The organism is Martinezella sp. CNPSo 3964, from assembly GCF_057784375.1.
The window spans coordinates 653,501-672,364 of the sequence record NZ_JBXSOW010000002.1; the positions used below are offsets into that span (position 1 = coordinate 653,501).

Annotated in this window: 17 protein-coding genes; 11 read left to right on the forward strand and 6 right to left on the reverse strand. The window is 61.4% G+C overall.

From position 1 onward, the window contains the following. The first annotated feature begins 2 nt into the window (after positions 1-2). The 4 genes from AC13Q5_RS09765 to AC13Q5_RS09780 are packed head-to-tail and all read left to right on the forward strand — an operon-like array spanning position 3 to position 3,993. Positions 3-1,190 carry an acyl-CoA dehydrogenase gene (locus AC13Q5_RS09765; RefSeq protein WP_075851500.1) on the forward strand — a complete coding sequence of 396 codons (1,188 nt, stop codon included), beginning with the start codon at positions 3-5 and terminating at the stop codon, positions 1,188-1,190. 8 nt (positions 1,191-1,198) lie between these two features. Continuing rightward, the gene (locus AC13Q5_RS09770; RefSeq protein ID WP_488501541.1) at positions 1,199-1,630 is read left to right on the forward strand and encodes an acyl-CoA thioesterase; all 432 of its coding nucleotides are present in this window, start codon (positions 1,199-1,201) and stop codon (positions 1,628-1,630) included. Continuing rightward, the gene (locus AC13Q5_RS09775; protein ID WP_075851502.1) at positions 1,608-2,003 is read left to right on the forward strand and encodes a RidA family protein; all 396 of its coding nucleotides are present in this window, start codon (positions 1,608-1,610) and stop codon (positions 2,001-2,003) included. The genes AC13Q5_RS09770 and AC13Q5_RS09775 overlap by 23 nt, the downstream gene beginning before the upstream one ends. A gap of 22 nt (positions 2,004-2,025) precedes the next feature. Continuing rightward, complete coding sequence (locus AC13Q5_RS09780) at positions 2,026-3,993, forward strand: 3-hydroxyacyl-CoA dehydrogenase NAD-binding domain-containing protein (RefSeq protein WP_488501542.1); 1,968 nt, start codon at positions 2,026-2,028, stop codon at positions 3,991-3,993. An 18-nt stretch (positions 3,994-4,011) separates the two neighbouring features. On the opposite strand, the gene AC13Q5_RS09785 is transcribed toward AC13Q5_RS09780, so the two are convergent. The 3 genes from AC13Q5_RS09785 to AC13Q5_RS09795 form a co-directional block, all read right to left on the reverse strand. After that, positions 4,012-5,223 (reverse strand): adenylate/guanylate cyclase domain-containing protein, encoded by a 1,212-nt coding sequence (locus AC13Q5_RS09785; protein WP_488501543.1) that lies wholly within the window; start codon positions 5,221-5,223, stop codon positions 4,012-4,014. Between the two features lie 155 nt (positions 5,224-5,378). Beyond that, entirely contained in the window at positions 5,379-6,281 is a 903-nt protein-coding gene (locus AC13Q5_RS09790) for an SDR family oxidoreductase (protein WP_488501544.1), read from the reverse strand. An 86-nt stretch (positions 6,282-6,367) separates the two neighbouring features. Further along, positions 6,368-7,108, reverse strand: coding sequence for an SDR family oxidoreductase (locus AC13Q5_RS09795; RefSeq protein WP_488501545.1), 741 nt, complete (start codon positions 7,106-7,108; stop codon positions 6,368-6,370). Between the two features lie 122 nt (positions 7,109-7,230). On the opposite strand from AC13Q5_RS09795, the gene AC13Q5_RS09800 reads away from it, so the two are divergent. From AC13Q5_RS09800 to AC13Q5_RS09810, 3 genes are all read left to right on the forward strand, one after another. Continuing rightward, complete coding sequence (locus AC13Q5_RS09800) at positions 7,231-8,142, forward strand: LysR family transcriptional regulator (protein ID WP_488501546.1); 912 nt, start codon at positions 7,231-7,233, stop codon at positions 8,140-8,142. A 137-nt stretch (positions 8,143-8,279) separates the two neighbouring features. Next, positions 8,280-9,626, forward strand: coding sequence for an LLM class flavin-dependent oxidoreductase (locus tag AC13Q5_RS09805; protein ID WP_075851507.1), 1,347 nt, complete (start codon positions 8,280-8,282; stop codon positions 9,624-9,626). 24 nt (positions 9,627-9,650) lie between these two features. Continuing rightward, positions 9,651-10,193, forward strand: a complete 543-nt coding sequence (locus AC13Q5_RS09810) for a carboxymuconolactone decarboxylase family protein (protein WP_488501547.1) — start codon at positions 9,651-9,653, stop codon at positions 10,191-10,193. A 182-nt stretch (positions 10,194-10,375) separates the two neighbouring features. Here the strand turns inward: AC13Q5_RS09810 and AC13Q5_RS09815 are convergent, their stop codons facing one another. Then, positions 10,376-10,804 carry an OsmC family protein gene (locus AC13Q5_RS09815; protein ID WP_075851509.1) on the reverse strand — a complete coding sequence of 143 codons (429 nt, stop codon included), beginning with the start codon at positions 10,802-10,804 and terminating at the stop codon, positions 10,376-10,378. Positions 10,805-11,014: 210 nt separating this feature from the next. Here AC13Q5_RS09815 and AC13Q5_RS09820 point away from each other — a divergent pair, with 210 nt between their 5' ends. After that, positions 11,015-12,280 (forward strand): glycerate kinase type-2 family protein, encoded by a 1,266-nt coding sequence (locus AC13Q5_RS09820; protein ID WP_488501548.1) that lies wholly within the window; start codon positions 11,015-11,017, stop codon positions 12,278-12,280. A gap of 20 nt (positions 12,281-12,300) precedes the next feature. Here AC13Q5_RS09820 and AC13Q5_RS09825 read toward each other — a convergent pair whose 3' ends face one another. After that, positions 12,301-12,483, reverse strand: a complete 183-nt coding sequence (locus tag AC13Q5_RS09825) for a hypothetical protein (protein ID WP_075851511.1) — start codon at positions 12,481-12,483, stop codon at positions 12,301-12,303. A gap of 275 nt (positions 12,484-12,758) precedes the next feature. Here AC13Q5_RS09825 and ggt point away from each other — a divergent pair, with 275 nt between their 5' ends. From ggt to AC13Q5_RS09840, 3 genes are all read left to right on the forward strand, one after another. Further along, positions 12,759-14,501, forward strand: coding sequence for a gamma-glutamyltransferase (ggt, locus tag AC13Q5_RS09830; RefSeq protein ID WP_488501549.1), 1,743 nt, complete (start codon positions 12,759-12,761; stop codon positions 14,499-14,501). Positions 14,502-14,851: 350 nt separating this feature from the next. Then, on the forward strand, positions 14,852-16,306 hold the full coding sequence (locus AC13Q5_RS09835; RefSeq protein ID WP_488501550.1) for an MFS transporter: 1,455 nt from the start codon (positions 14,852-14,854) through the stop codon (positions 16,304-16,306). A 128-nt stretch (positions 16,307-16,434) separates the two neighbouring features. Continuing rightward, a complete protein-coding gene (locus AC13Q5_RS09840; RefSeq protein ID WP_488501551.1) occupies positions 16,435-17,988 on the forward strand; it encodes a VOC family protein in 1,554 nt (517 codons plus the stop codon). Between the two features lie 102 nt (positions 17,989-18,090). Here AC13Q5_RS09840 and AC13Q5_RS09845 read toward each other — a convergent pair whose 3' ends face one another. Continuing rightward, positions 18,091-18,840, reverse strand: a complete 750-nt coding sequence (locus AC13Q5_RS09845) for a dienelactone hydrolase family protein (protein ID WP_488501552.1) — start codon at positions 18,838-18,840, stop codon at positions 18,091-18,093. Positions 18,841-18,864: the final 24 nt, after the last annotated feature.

Consider the following 18,864-nt stretch of genomic DNA (forward strand, 5'->3'; position numbering starts at 1 on the left):
ATATGCACATGAGCCGCGAGATTTTTGACTGGGCAGACCCGTTCCGGCTGACCGAGCAGCTGAGCGACGACGAACGCATGGTGCTGGATACCGCGCATTCCTACGCACAGGAAAAGCTCGCGCCCCGCGTCCTTGATGCTTTCCGCCACGAAAAGACCGATCCGGCGATCTTCCGCGAAATGGGTGAGCTCGGCTTGCTTGGTCCGACGATCTCCCCGGAATATGGCGGCGCCGGCCTCAGCTATGTCGCCTACGGCCTGATAGCCCGCGAAGTCGAACGCGTCGACAGCGGCTACCGCTCGATGATGAGCGTTCAGTCGTCGCTCGTCATGGTGCCGATCGAAACCTTCGGCTCGGAAGCGCAAAAGCAGAAGTACCTGCCGAAACTCGCAACCGGCGAATGGATCGGCTGCTTCGGCCTCACTGAGCCGAACCACGGCTCCGATCCCGGCTCGATGGTCACGCGCGCAAAGAAGGTCGACGGCGGCTACAGCCTGACCGGCGCCAAGACCTGGATCTCGAACGCACCGATCGCCGATGTCTTCGTCGTCTGGGCCAAGACCGAGGATGGCCTCATCCGCGGCTTCATCCTCGAAAAGGGCTGGAAGGGCCTGTCCGCCCCCGCCATCCACGGCAAGGTGGGCCTGCGCGCATCTATCACCGGCGAAGTCGTGATGGATAATGTCTTCGTGCCGGAAGAAAACCTGATGCCGAACGTATCCGGCCTCAAGGGTCCGTTCACCTGCCTCAACTCCGCACGTTTCGGCATTGCCTGGGGTGCGCTCGGCGCTGCAGAGGATTGCTACGCCAAGGCGCGCCAGTATGTGCTCGACCGCAAGCAGTTCGGCCGCCCCCTTGCCGCCAACCAGCTGATCCAGAAGAAGCTTGCCGACATGGTGACCGAGATCACGCTCGGCCTGCAGGGCTGCCTGCGTCTCGGCCGCATGAAGGAAGAAGGTCATCCGCCGGTGGAACTCACCTCCATCCTCAAGCGTAACAGCTGCGGCAAGGCGCTGGATATCGCTCGCGCCGCCCGCGACATGCTGGGTGGTAACGGTATCTCGGATGAGTTCGGCATTGCGCGCCATCTCGTCAACCTCGAAGTGGTCAACACCTATGAGGGCACGCACGATATCCACGCCCTCATCCTCGGCCGCGCCATCACCGGCATTGCCGCTTTTTCGAACTGAGGCCCGCCTTGGCGTTCAAGACCACCAGACCCCTGCGTTTTGGAGATTGCGATCCCTCCGGGATCGCCTATTTCCCCTCCTATCTGAACATCCTCGTCGGGGTGCTGGAAGACTATTTCGCCTCGATCGGCTTTCCCTGGCGAAAGCTGATCGACGACCGCCGCATCGGTGTCCCCACCGTGCGGCTCGACCTGACCTTCGTGAAACCCGGCCTGCAGGGCGACGACCTCGAATTCGTGCTTTCAGTGCACGGCGTCGGCCGCTCTTCGCTCGATCTGCAACACCAGGTCTCGGCAAACGGCCATGTGCTGTGGACGGCCAGACACCGTGTCGTCGCCACCTCGCTCGATACGCATACATCAATGGAATGGCCGGATGACATCCGCGCTGCGCTGACCTCTCATCTGGAGACGACCGATGCACACCATCCTGCAACCTGAAGGCTGGGCCAAGCCGATCGGCTATGCCAATGGCGTAGCGGCGACGGGCCGCACGGTGTTCGTCGGCGGTCAGATCGGCTGGAATGCCGCCTGCGAATTCGAAAGTGACGATTTCGTCGAACAGGTGCGCCAGACATTGAAGAATGTCGTCGCCATCCTCGCCGAAGGGGGCGCCGAGCCGAAGCACATCACATCGATGACCTGGTATTTCACCGACAAGCAGGAATATCTCGGCAACCTGAAGGGGCTCGGCCAGGCCTATCGCGAGATCATCGGCCGGCACTTCCCGGCCATGGCTGCGGTGCAGGTGGTCGCTCTCGTCGAGGATCGCGCCAAGATCGAGATCCAGGCGACCGCGGTGATCCCGGAATAACATCGGACAGGCAGGGCATATCATGTCGGCATTGCGCTTTTCGGACACCATCTCGGCGGCGCTGGCCGACGGGATCCTTATCGTCACCATCGACAACCCGCCCGTCAACGCGCTCTCGGCGGATGTCCGGGCCGGCCTGATGGCCGCGTTCGATCATGCCGAACAGAGTGTGGATGTCGCCGGCGTCGTCCTGACCGGAGCAGGCAGCAGCTTCATCGGCGGCGCCGACATCAAGGAATTCGGCAAGCCGCCGATCGAGCCGCATCTTCCTGATGTCATCTCCCGCATCGAAGCCCTTGGGAAGCCGGTTGTTGCCGCGATCAATGGGGTGGCGCTCGGTGGTGGCCTGGAAGTGGCGCTTGCCTGCCATCGCCGCCTTGCCGCGCCGACTGCGAAGCTCGGCCTTCCCGAAGTCAAGCTCGGCATCGTGCCGGGTGCCGGCGGCACGCAGCGCCTGCCCCGGCTCACCGGCATCGCCGCCGCCATCGATATGATCGCCAATGGCCGCATCATATCCGCCGCCGAGGCGCTGAAACTCGGCATCATCGATGGCGTATCGGGCGATACTTTGCTCCCTGATGCCTTTGCGGATATCAAGGCAATAGACGCCTCCAGCTTGCGCCGTACCGGCCTTTTGTCCGTCCCTTCGGAAACGCTCGAAGCCGTCGACAAGGCCGCAGCGGACGCATTGCGCAAGGCGCGCGGCCAGCGCGCACCCGCCGAGGCCGTCCGTCTCGTCCGTTTCGCCGCAACCGCTCCATTGTCGGAGGGGCTGGCGGAGGAACGCCGTACCTTCATCGCGCTTCGCGACAGCGAAGAGGCCGCAGCATTGCGCCATGTCTTTTTCGCGGAGCGCGCCGCCGGCAAGGTTGAGGGACTGGAGGCAGTTGCCCCGCGCAAGATCGAAACCATCGGCATCGTCGGCACCGGCCTGATGGGCTCGGGCATCGCCGTCTCAGCACTCAACGGCGGCTACCGCGTCATCGGCGTCGAGCAGAATGCCGAAGCGGCAGCAAAGGGCCGCGACCGGATCGCAGGTCTGCTCGACAAGGCCGTGCAATCCGGCCGTCTCGACGCTGCCGGTCGTGAGGACCGCGTGAGCCGGTTGACCGTCACAGCAGACATGCAGCAACTGGCGCAGGCCGACATAATTATCGAAGCTGTCTTCGACGATCTCGCCGTCAAGACCGAACTGTTCCAGCGCCTCGATACGATCGTTCGCGCCGATGCGATCCTTGCGACCAATACCAGCTATCTCGACCCAGATGTTATCGCCGCCGCAACACAGCGGCCCGAACGGATTGTCGGCCTGCATTTCTTCTCGCCGGCGCATATCATGCGGCTGCTGGAAGTGGTGAACTGCAGAGAGACCGCGCCGGACGTGCTGGTAACAGCTCTTGGCCTCGCAAAACGGCTCGGCAAGCTGCCGATCGTCTCCGGCGTCGCGGAAGGCTTCATCGGCAACAGCATCTTCTCCGCCTATCGCCGCGAGGCGGAATACATGGTCGAGGATGGCGCGTTACCGCAGGAGATCGATGCAGCTCTGGAAGCCTATGGCTTTCCGATGGGGCCGTTCGCCGTCTTCGACATGGCGGGTCTGGAAATCGCCTGGGCGCGCCGCAAACGGCAGGCCGCAACCCGCGATCCGGCCGAGCGCTACGTCGTCATCGCCGACCGGCTCTGCGAAGCCGGCCGCTTCGGCCAGAAGACCGGCCTTGGCTGGTACGCCTATCCCGACGGCAAGCGTACCGTCGATCCAACGGTGACCGAGATGATCGACGCCGCCCGCGCCGAGAAGGACATCGTGCCGAAGCGCTTCACCGCAGACGAAATCGTCAGCCGCCTGCTGAAGGCCATGGTCGATGAAGGCAGCGCCCTGCTTTCGCGAGGCATCGCCGCACGCGCGAGCGATATCGACCTCGTCATGATCAACGGTTATGGCTTCCCCTCAAGCAAGGGCGGACCGATGTTTGCAGCAGGACGTCGCTGAAAACGGCTGCTCAGACTATCAGGCGGCCGAAGAGAGCAGTGTAAACAGTTCCTGCGGCCGCTTGACGCCGCGCAGCGCGTAACGGCCGACGGAGACAAGATCATTGCTCTGCTGACCTGACAATGCCTCGACGAAATTCGCCGACATCAGAATGTTGCGGTCGGCCGACCGGCACATCGAGGCGATGCGGCTGACCTCGTTGACCGCAGGACCGATGACGGTGAAATCCAGCCGGTCCATACTGCCGATATTGCCATAGAAGACATCGCCGATGTGCAGGCCGAGATAGACCTCGGTCACGGGCCTGCCTTCGATCTGACGCTGCGAATTGAGATCGCGCAGCCGTTGACGCAGCAGCGATTCCGCCATCAGCGCAGCAGCACAGGCATCGGCGGAATTCCGGGCCTTGAAGATCGCCAGCGTACCGTCGCCGATCAGCTTCAACACATTGCCGCCCGCCTCGTGGATCGAGGAGATGACTGCATCCGCATAAGCATTCAACATCGGGATGATTTCGTCCGGCTCCGCCGTATCCGAGATGCGCGTGTAGTTGGCGAGATCGGAAAACCAGAGGGCAGCCGAGATACGCTCCGTCTTACCTCGGGTTATCTTGCCTTCAAGCACATGTCGAGCCGCATCCTCGCCGAGATAGACTTCGGCAATGGTACGGGCGATGCGGCTCATGCCAGTACATTTAATTGCCAACGCCAGCGCCGGCGTCAGCTTGTGCAGCACGCGTAAATCCTCCTCCGGGAAACCCACTTCGGCTGCCGTGGCAAAGTTGGAATAGAAGCAATCCATCTCACCGATCGTACCGCCCTCTTCGAAACGGTGGATCATGGCGATGTAGTCGGTGTGGCCGTCAGCCAGCAGCGTGTCGAGCCCGTAGAAATCCGTCGGTTCTCCGAAGCCGATCCGCCGGCGCACCTCGTCGTCACCGGTCGTCAGCATGTGATAGAAGGCGGAACGCTGCCAGTTTTCGGAGGCGATCCCCTGATGAGACGGGCCATATTCGAACTCGCGCTCGATCACCTGATTGCCGTCCCAGCGGAAGGCACGGCCCTCATAGACCGGGTGCAGCGTATCCATCAGCGCCATGGCCCGATCAAGCTTGAGGCCATGCAGACAGCACTGCTCGCAGAAACCCGAGAGGATATCGACTTCCGTCATACCCTTGAGGCCGGCCTGCATGAGCCAGCTGGCAATTTCGCCAATGTCCTTCGCGTCCATGGATATCTCCCGACCCTCTGAAGGAATCGCTTTAGTACGAAAATCTAAGGCTTGGAATGCTGTACAACGCAAAATAGCCCTGATGCACGCAAGAGATCGCCGCTTCTGTGGCACAGAAGCGGCGATTTGACACGTTCGAGGGACGAGCGCGAGCCTCAGGCCTTTGCGTGTGGCTTCAAGAGATCCTCCAGACCGATGCGCCGGAAGAGCTCTGCGCGAACCCGGTCGGCAACACCGTTGACGATCTCTGCGCCATCCTCTGAAGGATCTATATGGGTACGGAATGGCCGAGTGCCAAACGGCATATCGATGACATCGACGATTGCGGCGGCAACCGAGGCTGCATCGGCATCGGCCGGTTCCAGCGAGGCCAGCCCCTTCAACGCCAGGTCGGGAACGCCGGCATAGGGACCGTTGTCATATTCGGCGGCGCGCACCTTGTCGGCCGGTGAGCCGGAATGGGCAAAGTGGTTCGTGCCCTTCGTGAAGGCGCCGGGAACGATGATGGCGGTCTCGATGCCCCAGCGGGTCAGCTCGGACGCATAGGAAACGGCAAGCGAGTCCATGGCGGCCTTGGCTGCGAAATAAGGCGAGAGGTAGGGCGGCGTGCCGCCGCGCGTGCTGGACGAGGAGACCCACACGACCAGCCCCTTCCCTTGCCTGCGCATGTGGGGCAGCACGGCGCAATTGACGCGCTGGGTGCTGAGCACGTTGATGTCGTAGAGTTCAGCGAACTGCTCCGGCGTGAAGGCCTCGGCCGGGCCGAAGGACATATGGCCGGCATTGTGGATGATAGTGTCGATGCGGCCCTGCTCGGCGATGACGGCGGCAATGCCAGCCTCCACCGACGCATCCGATGCGACATCGAGCTCGACGGTTCTAAGATCGACGCCGTTCTCCTTTGCAAATGCCGCTGCCGCCTCGACCTGCGCCGCATTGCGCCCCTTGGTTTCGCGAATGCCCGCATAGACCGTATGCCCTGCCTTGGCGAGAGCGCGTGCCGTCAGAGCGCCGAAACCGCTCGACGCGCCAGTGATTACGATGACCTGCTTGCTCATGGTCGTGTTCCTTTACTGGATTGGCCGTTGTTGACGATTGATGCGATGGGAGGTCGGCGGCAGGTACTACCTGCCGCCTCGTTGGCTCAGATCATGCCGCCATTGGCGCGCAGCGTCTGACCGTTGATCCAGCCGCCGTCCGGGCCGACGAGGAAGGAGACGGCAGCGGCGATATCCTGCGGCGTGCCCAGACGCTCCAGCGGGTTCATTTTAGCCATGCGGTCGATGAGCTCATCGCTCTTGCCGTTCAGGAACAGATCCGTGGCCGTCGGGCCGGGAGCAACCGCATTGACCGTGATCGAGCGGCCGCGCATCTCCTTCGCCATGATGCCGGTCATGAGCTCGACCGCCGCCTTCGTCGCAGCATAGACGCCATAGGTTTCGAGCTTGAGGCCGACGATGCTGGTCGAGAAGTTGACGATGCGGCCGCCGTCGCGCAGGCGCTTGCCGGCTTCGCGCAGGGTGTTGAACGTACCCTTGAGGTTGATCGCGATGTGACGGTCGAAATGTGCGTCGTCAGCATCGGCAATCTTGGCAAGCTGCATGATGCCGGCATTGTTGACGAGGACGTCGACGCCGCCGAAGGCTGCTTCGGCCGCATCGAACATGCGACGCACGGCCTCGACATCGGAAACATCGGCTTTCGCCGTCAGCGCCTTGCCGCCCTTTTCCTCGATCTTGCGGGCCAGTTCCTCGGCGGCGGCCTCGCTGCCGGAATAGTTGATGACGACGGTGAAGCCATCCTCGACCAGGCGCTCGGCGATCGCGGCGCCAATGCCGCGGGATGCGCCGGTGACGATCGCTACCTTTTTGGAATTGCTGCTCATTTTCCTCATCCTTCGTTGGGTTGCGCCGCAGCGCGTTTCGATGAGGAGAAGATGCCCCTTTTCACGGGGCGGATAATCGGCCATTAATCGGCATCACTATCCGAAATTGGCGAACAAATAATATGGACCGGTTCGATGCCATGCGCGTGTTCTGTCGGGTCGTGGAGCGGCGCAGCTTCACCTTGGCGGCTGAGGATACCGGCCTACCCCGCTCGACGGTGACGGATGCCATCAAGCAGCTCGAGTCTCGGCTCGGCATACGCCTGCTGCAGCGAACGACGCGGCATGTCAGCCCGACGCTCGACGGCGAGGCCTATTACCAGCGCTGCCTGCGTATCCTTTCGGATATCGAGGATGCCGAAGGCGCCTTTGCCGGTGCGAAGCCGAAGGGTGTGCTGCGCGTCGACGTGCATGGAACGCTCGCCCGGCATTTCGTCCTGCCGAATCTGCCGTCCTTCCTCGAAACCTACCCCGATATCGAATTGCAGATCACCGAGGGCGACCGGTTCGTCGATCTCATCCGCGAGGGGATCGACTGCGTGTTGCGCGTCGGCACGCTGCAGGATAGCGACATGATCGGCCGCCGCGTTGCCATGCTGGAGGAAGTGACGCTGGCGGCACCTACCTATATTGAACGTTTCGGCATGCCAGCCCATCCCGACACACTCGACGGCCATCGCATGGTCGGGTTCCGTTCGTCCGCAACGGGCGGGCTGCTGCCGCTGGAATTCCAGATCGACGGCGCCGTGCGCGAAATCACCCTGCCGGCGACCATTTCCGTCAACGCGGCCGAGAGCTATTTCGCCGCCGCCAAGCTCGGCCTCGGCCTGATCCAGGTCCCGCGCTACCACGCCGAGGAAGCATTGCGATCACGTGAGCTGCTGCATGTTCTTCAGGACTATCCGCCGACGCAAACGCCTGTCTCGATGCTCTATCCGCGCAGCCGCCAGCTTTCGCCACGGGTTCGGGTGTTCATAGATTGGCTCACCAAGGTTTTCGCCAGGCAGAACAGCCCGGAAATGCTGGCCGGATGAATATTCTGCGAAAGCGATCAAATAAACGAAATCGGCTCTTTGAATGTGCGGCCGGCACGCCTACGTCGTAATGCATCATTGCGCTGGCGATGCCGTTTGGACGTCGTGACAGCCTGACGATTTTCGAGAGAGAGCCGATGACCGAACAGAAGCAATTGAAGCTCGGGGCCTTCATGCGTCCCGTCAGCCTGCATACCGGTGCCTGGCGTTATCCTGGCGCCTATCCGGACGCCAACTTCAATTTCCAGCATATCAAGAGCTTCGCGCAGGAACTGGAAAAGGCGAAATTCGACGCCTTCTTCATGGCCGATCACCTGGCTGTCCTCAATATGCCGATCGAGGCTCTGAAGCGCAGCCACACCGTGACCTCCTTCGAGCCCTTCACCCTGCTTTCGGCGCTCGCTGCCGTCACCGACCGGATCGGCCTCGTCGCCACCGCCTCCACCACCTTCGACCTGCCCTATCATATCGCCCGCCGCTTCGCCTCGCTCGACCACATCAGCGGCGGTCGTGCCGGCTGGAACATCGTCACCACCTCCAATCCCGATGCCGCCCTCAATTTCGGCCTGGAAGAGCATATGGAACATGGCGAGCGCTACCATCGCGCCCGCGAATTCTACGATGTCGTCACCGGCCTCTGGGACAGTTTTGCCGATGACGCTTTCCTCCACGACGCCGAAAGCGGCATCTTCTTCGATCCGGAGCGGATGCATGTGCTTGGGCACAAGGGCGAGGAACTGAGTGTTCGCGGCCCGCTCAACATCGCCCGCCCGCCGCAGGGCTGGCCCGTGATCGTGCAGGCCGGGCAATCGGATGCCGGCCGCCAGCTCGCCGCCGAAACCGCAGAAGCGGTCTTCGCAGCGCCCCGCAATTTGGCGGACGGCAAGTCGATCTTCGCCGATATCAAGGGACGAATGAAGGCGATCGGCCGCAACCCGGATCATCTGAAGATCCTGCCCGCCGCCTTCATCGTCGTCGGCGACACGATCGAGGAAGCGAAGGCGAAACGAGCAAAGCTCGACAGCCTCGTGCATTACGATAGCGCGATTGCATCCCTATCGATCGCGCTGGGACACGATGCATCCAAATTCGATCCGGACGGCCCGCTGCCAGAGATTCCGGAGACCAATGCCAGCAAGAGCGGCCGCGAACGCGTCATCGCGCTTGCCGAAGCCGAAAAACTCACCGTACGCCAGCTTGCCCAGCGTCTCGGCGGCTATGCCGGCCTCGCCTTCGTCGGCACGCCTGAGAGCATTGCCGACGAGATGGAACGGTGGCTGCATGAGGAAGGCTCCGACGGTTTCAACGTCGTCTTCCCCTTCCTGCCTCAAGGTCTGCTTGACGTGACCACCCGCGTTGTTCCAGAGCTGCAGCGCCGCGGCATCTTCCGTCGCGACTACGAAGGCACGACATTGCGCGAACACCTCGGCCTGCCGCGCCCGGAAAACCGCTTCTTCAAGGCTGCCGCCGACGCCGCGCAGTAAGAGAGCCCAGTAAAAGAGACTGACATGAGCCATATCACGCCGATCGACTATGAGACCGCTTCCGACGCCGTGCGCGCCGAGCACGATCGCGAAGTACAACTGCGCGGCCGCATGACCAACATGAAGCGGACATTGCTGCACTCGCCTGTCGCGCATCGGATCTATGCGGAATGGTTTCCCCTGCGCGAAGAGCTGCGCCCGGCGCTCGACGATCGCGCCGTCTGGCTGCTTTGCCATGCCATCGCGATCGAATGCCGCTCGATCATCCCGGTCGGTTTCTTCCGGCGGGCACTCATCAATGCCGGCCTGACGCCGGAAGCGATCGTCCCGACAGAAGACGAAGCCCTGCTGATCGAATTCGGCAAGGCGATCGTCAGGGATTCGAACGCGATTCCCGAAGAAATCTGGACGCGGTTGAAGGCGCGCTACGACGAGCCGACGCTCGCGAATCTCGTGGCTTTCGCCGGCATCATGATCGCGACGGCGATCTACAACAATGCCGTGAAGGTGGATATCGATCCAGAGCTTGGGCCTTATCTTGAAGGATTTGAGTTTCCGGCGAAGTGACGAAGTAGCCCCTCACCCTAGCCCTCTCCCCGCACGCGGGGAGAGGGGACTATTCCGGTAACTCGCTTAACTCTGCAGCAAAAGAGGGACGGCGCTGGTGCAGCTATCCCCTTCTCCCCGTCAAAACGGGGAGAAGGTGCCCGACAGGGCGGATGAGGGGCTTTCACCACCCAATCCAAAACTCACCCAGAAATCGTCGTCGAAAACTGCGGATTGCCGCGGATCGTGTTGCTCACCGTGCAGATCTCATCCTCGGCGGCGTGCGCGATCGCGTTGCGGATTTCATCGCCGAAATCGCCCTTGATGGTGAAGGCGATGTTGAATTTCTCGACGCGGGACAGGCCTTCTGTGGCCTTTTCGCCTGTGACGACAGCGGTGACTTCGGTAAGCTTGTCGAGCACGCCGAGGCTGCTCGCCGCCATGCGGGCGCTAAGAACCAGGCAGGCCGACAGCGAAGAATAGAGCAGATCGAGCGGGTTGAAACCGGGCTGCGACGGTGAGGTCACGATGTCGATCTCGCCGCCCGTCACCGAGGTCACATGCGGAAAACCAGTGCGGCCGACCGTGGCGGTAGCACCCGTCTGCCTCGTCTTCACTTTCAGTTCGGCCATGTCGAAAATCCTTGAAATAAAAGCGGGAAACTCTCTCCCTCTACATAGGGATTCATCGCGCGGGACACAATTGCAGTTCCCGCCCCTTGCGTCTTCCAGCCAGTTAAGCCACCAAATGGTTACAGGCTCTTAGAGCAATTCCAGGAAAAGTGCGTAGCGGTTTTCCGTCCGGAATTGCGTACAAACGCTCTAGCAGACAGGCAGTTCGACATGACCGTTTCCGATCCCCGCGCCTTCCTGACCTCGCTGTTCGATGCCGCCGTTCGCGCCGCCGATCCGCTGACCGGCATCCGTGCGCATCTGCCGAAAAAGCCGAAGGGCCGGACGATCGTCATCGGTGCCGGCAAGGGTTCAGCCCAGATGGCGGCCGCGCTGGAACAATGCTGGGATGGTCCGCTGGAAGGTCTGGTGGTGACGCGATATGGCTTTTCCGCCCCCTGCCGCCAGATCGAGATTATCGAAGCTGCCCATCCGGTGCCGGATGAAGCAGGTCTCGTTGCCTCCCGCCGATTGTTGAAACTCGTCGAGGGCCTGACGGAGGATGATCTGGTGATCGCCCTGATATCAGGCGGTGGCTCGGCGCTGCTGCCCTCGCCGGCCGGTGCGCTGAGCCTTGCGGACGAGATCGCCGTCAACAAGGCGCTGCTTGCCTCAGGCGCACCGATTTCGGCAATGAATGTCATTCGCAAGCACCTGTCGACCATCAAGGGAGGCCGCCTGGCAGCCGCTGCCCATCCTGCCAAGGTCGTCTCTCTCGTCGTTTCGGATATCCCCGGCGACGATCCTGCTTTGGTGGCCTCCGGCCCCACCGTTCCGGGTGCGGGCACGCGCGCCGACGCGCTCGACCTTATCCGCCTCTACCGCATCGAACTGCCTGCGGCCGTTCTCGCCCATATCGAGAAAACCGAAGCCGATGCTCCCCGCCCGGACGATCCGCGCTTTGCCGGCAATGAGGTCCATCTCATTGCATCCGCCGGCGTCTCTCTGGAGGCCGCTGCCGAGGTGGCGCGTGCTGCCGGTATCGAAGCCGCCATACTCTCCGATGCCATCGAGGGCGAAGCGCGCGAGGCCGCGCATGTACATGCCGCCATCGCCCGCGAAGTGCTTCATCGCAACCGTCCCTTCGCCAAGCCGATCGTGCTTTTGTCCGGCGGAGAAACGACGGTGACGCTGAAAGGCAGGGGTAAGGGCGGGCGAAACTCGGAATTCCTGCTGTCGCTGGCGATCGACATCGACCGCCACACCGGGATTTATGCCATGGCCGCCGACACGGATGGTATCGACGGCAGCGAAGACAATGCCGGCGCCTTTGCCGATGCGGGTACGGTGGCGCGACTGCGCGAGGCGGGAATGGCGCCGGCCGAAATGCTCACAAACAATGATGCCTGGACAGCCTTCAACGCGATCGGCGATCTCTTCGTTCCCGGTCCGACCGGAACGAACGTCAACGACTTTCGCGCCATCCTGATCGTGTAACCATCGGAAGCGGTCGTGACTTAGACGATGGCGGTGCAATCGTCACAGCGCCAATAGGCGGCTGCAGTCGATACCCACCGGAGGAAATGCCGGCTGCAATGATCGCACTCGATTTCGACGACATGCGTCCTTTCGCCGACGATCAACGGCCTCGTCTTGATCCTGCGCTCGCTCTTCCATTGATCGAGCTTCGTCACGGCCATGATTACCCTCCACGCAATACTCGCCTCGACAAGCAAAAATCTAAAATAGGCTCAACTAATAAAATAAATCTTGCAAGTGCGAAGCACGCTTCTGCGCGGTGAGAAGGTCGAAATTATTCGCAGTAGTGCACGAAAGACATAGTGCTTCGGATTCCGGCCTGTGGCCCGATCGCTCCGTTAAAAAATTGTGACAGCGGATATCGCCATTTTCGCGCGTGACACCATGTCATCTCAGGGCGATTTCCACCAAGATAATAATGGGAGACACATTCATCATGCGCCACTTCCGCCAGCGGGCGATTTCGTCGGTAACCCTGGTCACATTTGCTCTCTTTTCCGTCACCGCCAGAGCTGCCGCGCCGCCACCGGTCGAGGCAGAGCATGGCATGGTAGTCACGGCTCAGCATCTCGCCACCGATGTCGGCGTCGAGGTGCTGAAAAATGGCGGCAATGCCGTCGATGCAGCCGTTGCAGTCGGCTATGCGCTGGCCGTCGTTTATCCCACAGCCGGCAATATCGGCGGCGGCGGTTTCATGACCATCCGCATGCGCGACGGAAAGACGACCTTCCTGGATTTCCGCGAGCGCGCGCCGCTGGCCGCTACCAAGGGCATGTATCTCGACGACAAGGGCAATATCGTCAAAGGCGCAAGCACGGATGGCTATCTCGCCGTCGGCGTCCCCGGCTCGGTCATGGGCTTCGAGACCGCGCGCGAGAAATACGGCACGAAATCCCGCCAGGATCTGATGGCGCCAGCCATTCGCTACGCCAAGGAAGGCTTCACGCTGAACCAGGCTGATGCCGCCGAGCTGAATGAGGGCAAGGCGTGGCTGTCGCGCGATCCGGCCACCGCAGCGATCTTCACCAAAGCGGATGGAAAACCCTTCGCGACGGGCGACAAGCTGATACAGCCGGATCTCGCCAACGCCCTATCAGGCATTTCGGATCAGGGGCCGGACGGCTTCTACAAGGGACCTGTCGCCAATGCCATCGTCAAGGCAAGCCAGGACAGGGGCGGCATTCTCGCAAACCAGGATTTCGAACAATACAAGGTTCGCGAACTCGAGCCCGTGAAATGCAATTATCGTGGCTATGAGATCGTTTCCTCGCCACCGCCCTCGTCGGGCGGTGTTATCATCTGCGAAATCCTCAATGTGCTGGAAGGCTATCCGCTCTCCTATACTGGTTACGCCTCGGCAGACACGGTGCATTACATGGTCGAAGCCATGCGCTACGCCTATGTCGACCGCAACTCGGCGCTTGGCGACCCCGACTTCGTCGACAATCCTGTCAGCAAGCTGCTGGACAAGGCCTATGCCCAGAAGATCCGCGACGGCATCTCGCCCTATAAGGCTGGCGTTTCCAAGGATCTGATGCCGAAGGGCCTCGGCGAAAGCCACGAGACGACGCATTATTCGATCATCGACAATGACGGCAATGCCGTCGCCGTCACCTATACGCTGAACGGCTCGTTCGGCGCCGGCGTCGTCGCGCCCGGCACGGGCATCCTCTTGAACAACGAGATGGACGATTTCACCTCCAAGCCCGGCGTGCCCAACCTTTACGGCCTGGTGCAGGGCGAAGCCAATGCCATCCAGCCGAAGAAGACGCCGCTGTCCTCCATGAGCCCGACGATCATCGCCAAGGACGGCAAGCCCTTCATGGTGATCGGCAGCCCCGGTGGCTCGCGCATCATCACCATCACGCTCGAAGCGATCATCAACGTCATTGATTTCGGCATGAATATTCAGGAAGCGATCGACGCGCCGCGCATCCATCACCAATGGCTGCCGGACAAGGTCTATATGGAGCCGCGTGCGCTCTCGCCCGATACGATCAAGCTTTTGACCGGCATGGGCTACACGGTTCAGGTCGACAATAGCTGGCCGATCTGGGGCCAGGCAGCAGGCATCCTTGTCGGCGGCAAGAGCCTCAGCGACATCGCCAAGGGCGGAGGCGCCCGCTACAACGGCGCCATAGACAGTCGCGCCGGCTCCGGGTTGGCAGCTGGCTATTGATTGCTACCCCTCAATACCGATAAATCAGACCGGTGCCGCCATCGTCGGCGCCGGTCTTCTTTAGGCCAGCCGGCCGCCAAAACGCGCACATTATCTTACGCGAAAAAACCAAGCGTGAGCATTTCGGCGCGATATCGCGCCTATTCATTCACCTCACGTTCATTTGATGCCGTTTGCCCCTGCATGCGCGTCATTTTTTTCATCCCATCAATCAGATTTGCGATTTCTCATATGGTAATCGCACGCAAGCGGGAGTATACAAGCCGCCGTTCAAATAGGCCTTCGCGCCATGACCAGACTTGCGGTTCTGTCTTAGGACCCCTCCGCACCATCGAGAGCGATCCCCGACAATGTCGGACCAGATATTCCAGGCCGCCCCCACCCGGCGGGCCGCACCGAATTTTCGTGTAGTAGCACTTATCGTAGCAAGTGCGATGTTCATGGAACAGCTTGACGCGACCGTGCTCGCAACAGCCCTTCCGACCATGGCGAGAGACTTCGGCGTCAGCGCGCCGGCCATGAGTATCTCGCTGACATCCTACCTCCTCAGCCTCGCAATCTTCATTCCTGCGAGCGGCGCCATCGCAGACCGCTTCGGGTCGCGCACCGTCTTCCGATCCGCCATCGCGGTTTTCGTTCTTGGCTCGCTTCTCTGCGCACAGGCGCCAAACCTCTTCTTCCTTGTCCTTGCCCGGCTTCTGCAGGGTCTCGGCGGCGCCATGATGCTACCGATCGGCCGTCTCGTGCTGATGCGCAGCGTCGCACGCAAGGACATGGTCAACGCCATGTCCTGGCTGCTGATCCCGGCGCTCGTCGGCCCTATCCTCGGCCCGCCGGTCGGCGGCCTGTTCGTCACCTACCTCGACTGGCGTTGGATCTTCTACATCAACGTGCCGATCGGTATCATCGGCTTCATCCTCGTGAGCATGTTCATCGAGGAGGTAAAGGGTCCTCGCACCGGCCGCTTCGATCTATCAGGCTTCATTCTCTCGGGGATTTCGCTCGGCTCGTTGCTCTTCGGCTTCGAAATGTCGAGCCGCGAGGGCGAAGGCTACCTTGCCGTCTTCCTGATCTCCATCGGCCTGCTCTTCGGCATCGCCTATCTGCGCCATGCCCGCAAGCATCCATCGCCGATCATGGACTTCTCTTTGATGAAGGTGCCGACATTCCGCACTTCCGTCATTGCCGGTTCACTGACGCGCATCAGTCAGGGCGCCCATCCCTTCCTGATCCCGCTGATGCTGCAGCTCGGCTTCGGCCTTTCGGCCGCCGCCGCCGGCCAGATCGCCATTGCAACCGCGCTCGGCTCCATGGTGATGAAGCCTTTCCAAGTTCGCATCCTGCGTACACTCGGCTTCCGGAACGCCCTTATCATCTTCGGCCTGATCGGCACGCTCGGCTATGGCATGTGCGCCATCTTCAAGCCGGACTGGCCGTTGCCCGTCATCTTCGTGATCCTGTTCTTCTGCGGCTTCTTCATGTCGTTCCAGTTCACGGCCTACAACACGATCGCCTATGACGAGATCGAACGTGACCGCATGAGCATTGCAACCAGCTTCTACTCGACCTTCCAGCAGCTGATGCTGTCCCTCGGCATTTGCGTCGCCGCCCTTGCTTTACATGGCTCGATGCAATTCCGCGGCGCTGAGAAAGCCCAGATGATCGATTTCTCCGTCGCCTTCATCGTCGTCACCGCCATCGCGCTGCTAGCAGTCATCTGGAACGCCAGCTTCTCACGCACCGCCGGCTCCGAGATCAGCGGCCATCGCCGCAAACCGCCCGAAGACAGCCTCGGCGAGCATTGAGGCTCGCCGCTGGCAAACCCAGGCAATAGCATCTTTTGTGAACAGTGCCTCCACGGACAGCGCATTGCATTGAACAGTGGCTGCGTCCTAAATAGCGACCAGAACGAAATAACAGTCTGGAGCATCCCATGGTCGCCGGCATCCATCACATCACGCTGATCACCCGCAAGGTCCAGGCGAATGTCGATTTCTACGTCGGCTTCCTCGGCCTGCGTCTCGTCAAGCGCACCGGCGGCTTCGAGGACGCCACGCAGCTTCATCTCATCTATGGCGACGCCACGGGATCGCCCGGCTCGCTGGTTACCTTTCTCGTCTGGGAAGACGGTTCGCCCGGCCGCGCCGGCGTCGGTCAGGTGGGCGAAATCTCGCTTGCCATCGATCCGGCCAGTATCGGCTTCTGGCTGACGCGTGCGTTAAGCGCCGGTCTCAAGCCGGAAGGTCCCTCCGAGGAATTCGGCGAACCTGTCCTGCGGCTGAAGGATCCGGACGGCGTCATCGTCAAGCTTGTGGGGACCAATGCTCTGCAGGCACCGGCTCCATGGACGAGCGATACCATTCCGCAGGAGCATGCGATCCGCCGCATCCGCGGCGCGACGCTATTCAGCGAAACGCCCGAGGAGACGCGGGCGATTTTGGTCGATCATTTCGACTACCGGCGGCTTGCCACCAGCGGAGCGATCAGCCGGCTCATCTCCGTATCGGGCGATATCCTCGACATTCGCGATGCACGCGGCTTCTGGGCCAGTGCTCCGGGCACGGGCACGGTCGATCACGTCGCCTTTCGCGCCAGCGACGACGGGGAATTGCAGTCGGTCCATACCGCGCTACAGGCAATCGATTCCGGGCCAACGACGATGCATGACCGCAAATATTTCCGCTCGCTCTACGTGCGCGAGCCCGGCCGCATCCTGTTCGAACTCGCGACGGATGCACCCGGCATGTTGATCGACGAGGACGAGGCAACGCTTGGCACGCGCCTCTTCGCCCCCGGCGACAGCCCGAAGCTTTTGGCTGAGCTGAACGTGATCCTGCCGCAGTTCTCCATGCCCGGCGAACCGCGCGTCATCTATCGCGATCTGCCCTTCATCCATCGCTTCTTCACGCCGGAGCAGCCGAACGGCAATGTCTTTGTCCTGCTGCATGGCTCCGGTGCCAACGAAACGACGATGCTGCCGCTCGGTCACAAGATCGACCCCGACGCGACCTTGCTTAGCGTGCGCGGCCGCGCGCTCGAGGAAGGTGCGCCACGTTGGTTCCGCCGCAATGGGCCGATGACGTTCGATCAGGCCGATATCGCCAGCGAAGCCGAAGCCTTTGCCGCCTTTATCGATGGCGCAGTGCATGCCTACGGGATCGATCCAGATCGCATCGTCTATATCGGTTATTCGAACGGCGCCAATCTGCTGAACGCCATGCTGTCGCTGCACCCGCATCTCATCCGCCGGGCTGTGCTGCTGCGCTCCATGGCTACGCTCGAAAATCCGCCGGTAGTTGATATGTCCGATGTCGAGGTGCTTGTGATTGCCGGTGAGAAGGACCTGTACGGCCCATACGCTCAGCCGCTCGCCGAACGGCTCCGCGATGGCGGCGCCAAGGTCGAACTTGCAACGGTTCCTGCCGGCCACGAGTTTGACGATGGAGATGTATGGGTCGTTCAAGAGTGGTTGAAGCGCTCAAGTTGAGCGCTTCAACGGTATCAGCTTGCACAACCAAAGCACATCTATTGCACTCCACCAATTCGTCGCAGCCTTTCACGGGCATACGCCCTGCGGCATCCGCGAAGGTCACTTCGACAGCTGCGATAGGAAGAAATCAATGACGCCCCGATGAGCCGCAGTCGCTTGCGCCCCCGGCTTCAGAAAGAAGTCATGCGCACCGCCCTTGTGGACGTCGAGGCTGACAGGCCCACCCACGCCTTGGGCCACCTGGCGCAGTTTTTGTGCTGTCGAGACGGGGAAAGTGCGATCGGCGTCACCCCAAACGATGAGCAGTGGCGGCAAGGAGCGCACAGGCCTCGAATAGCCCTCCGGGAAGGCGCCGTCGACAAGTACAAGCGCACTGATATCGGTGGTGTCAGCCGAAGCGGCAGCAGCGGTTTGCGCTCCAAGCGATATGCCGAGCACGCCAACCCGCCCAGTATGATGCGGCCGGCTTTTGAAATAGGAAACCACCTTGCGGGTCGTTTCGATCCAATCTGGCCGGCGCGCCACATAGTAGTTGATGCGCGCGCGTGCGCTGTCGGCGCTGACGATAGCCTGCTCATCGGCGGGTGAAAGCAGGTGAACAAGATAAGCGTCGATACCGGCCGTATCGAAGCTGCGTCCAAGGTCATCATAGGCGGGCGAGGCAAAGCCTTTGCTGCCGCTCAGAATGATGACGGCCGGACGTGACCTATCTGAACTACTGGCAAAACCTTCGATCAGAACATTGCCGGCAGCCGTCGCAACGGTGAATTGCTCCCGCTCGCCGGCCCGAGCGTTTCCATAGGCAAGGAGTGACAGAAGCGTCAGGACAAAAGCAAAAGTCACTCGCATCGATCGATTCCCTGGCAGAATTGC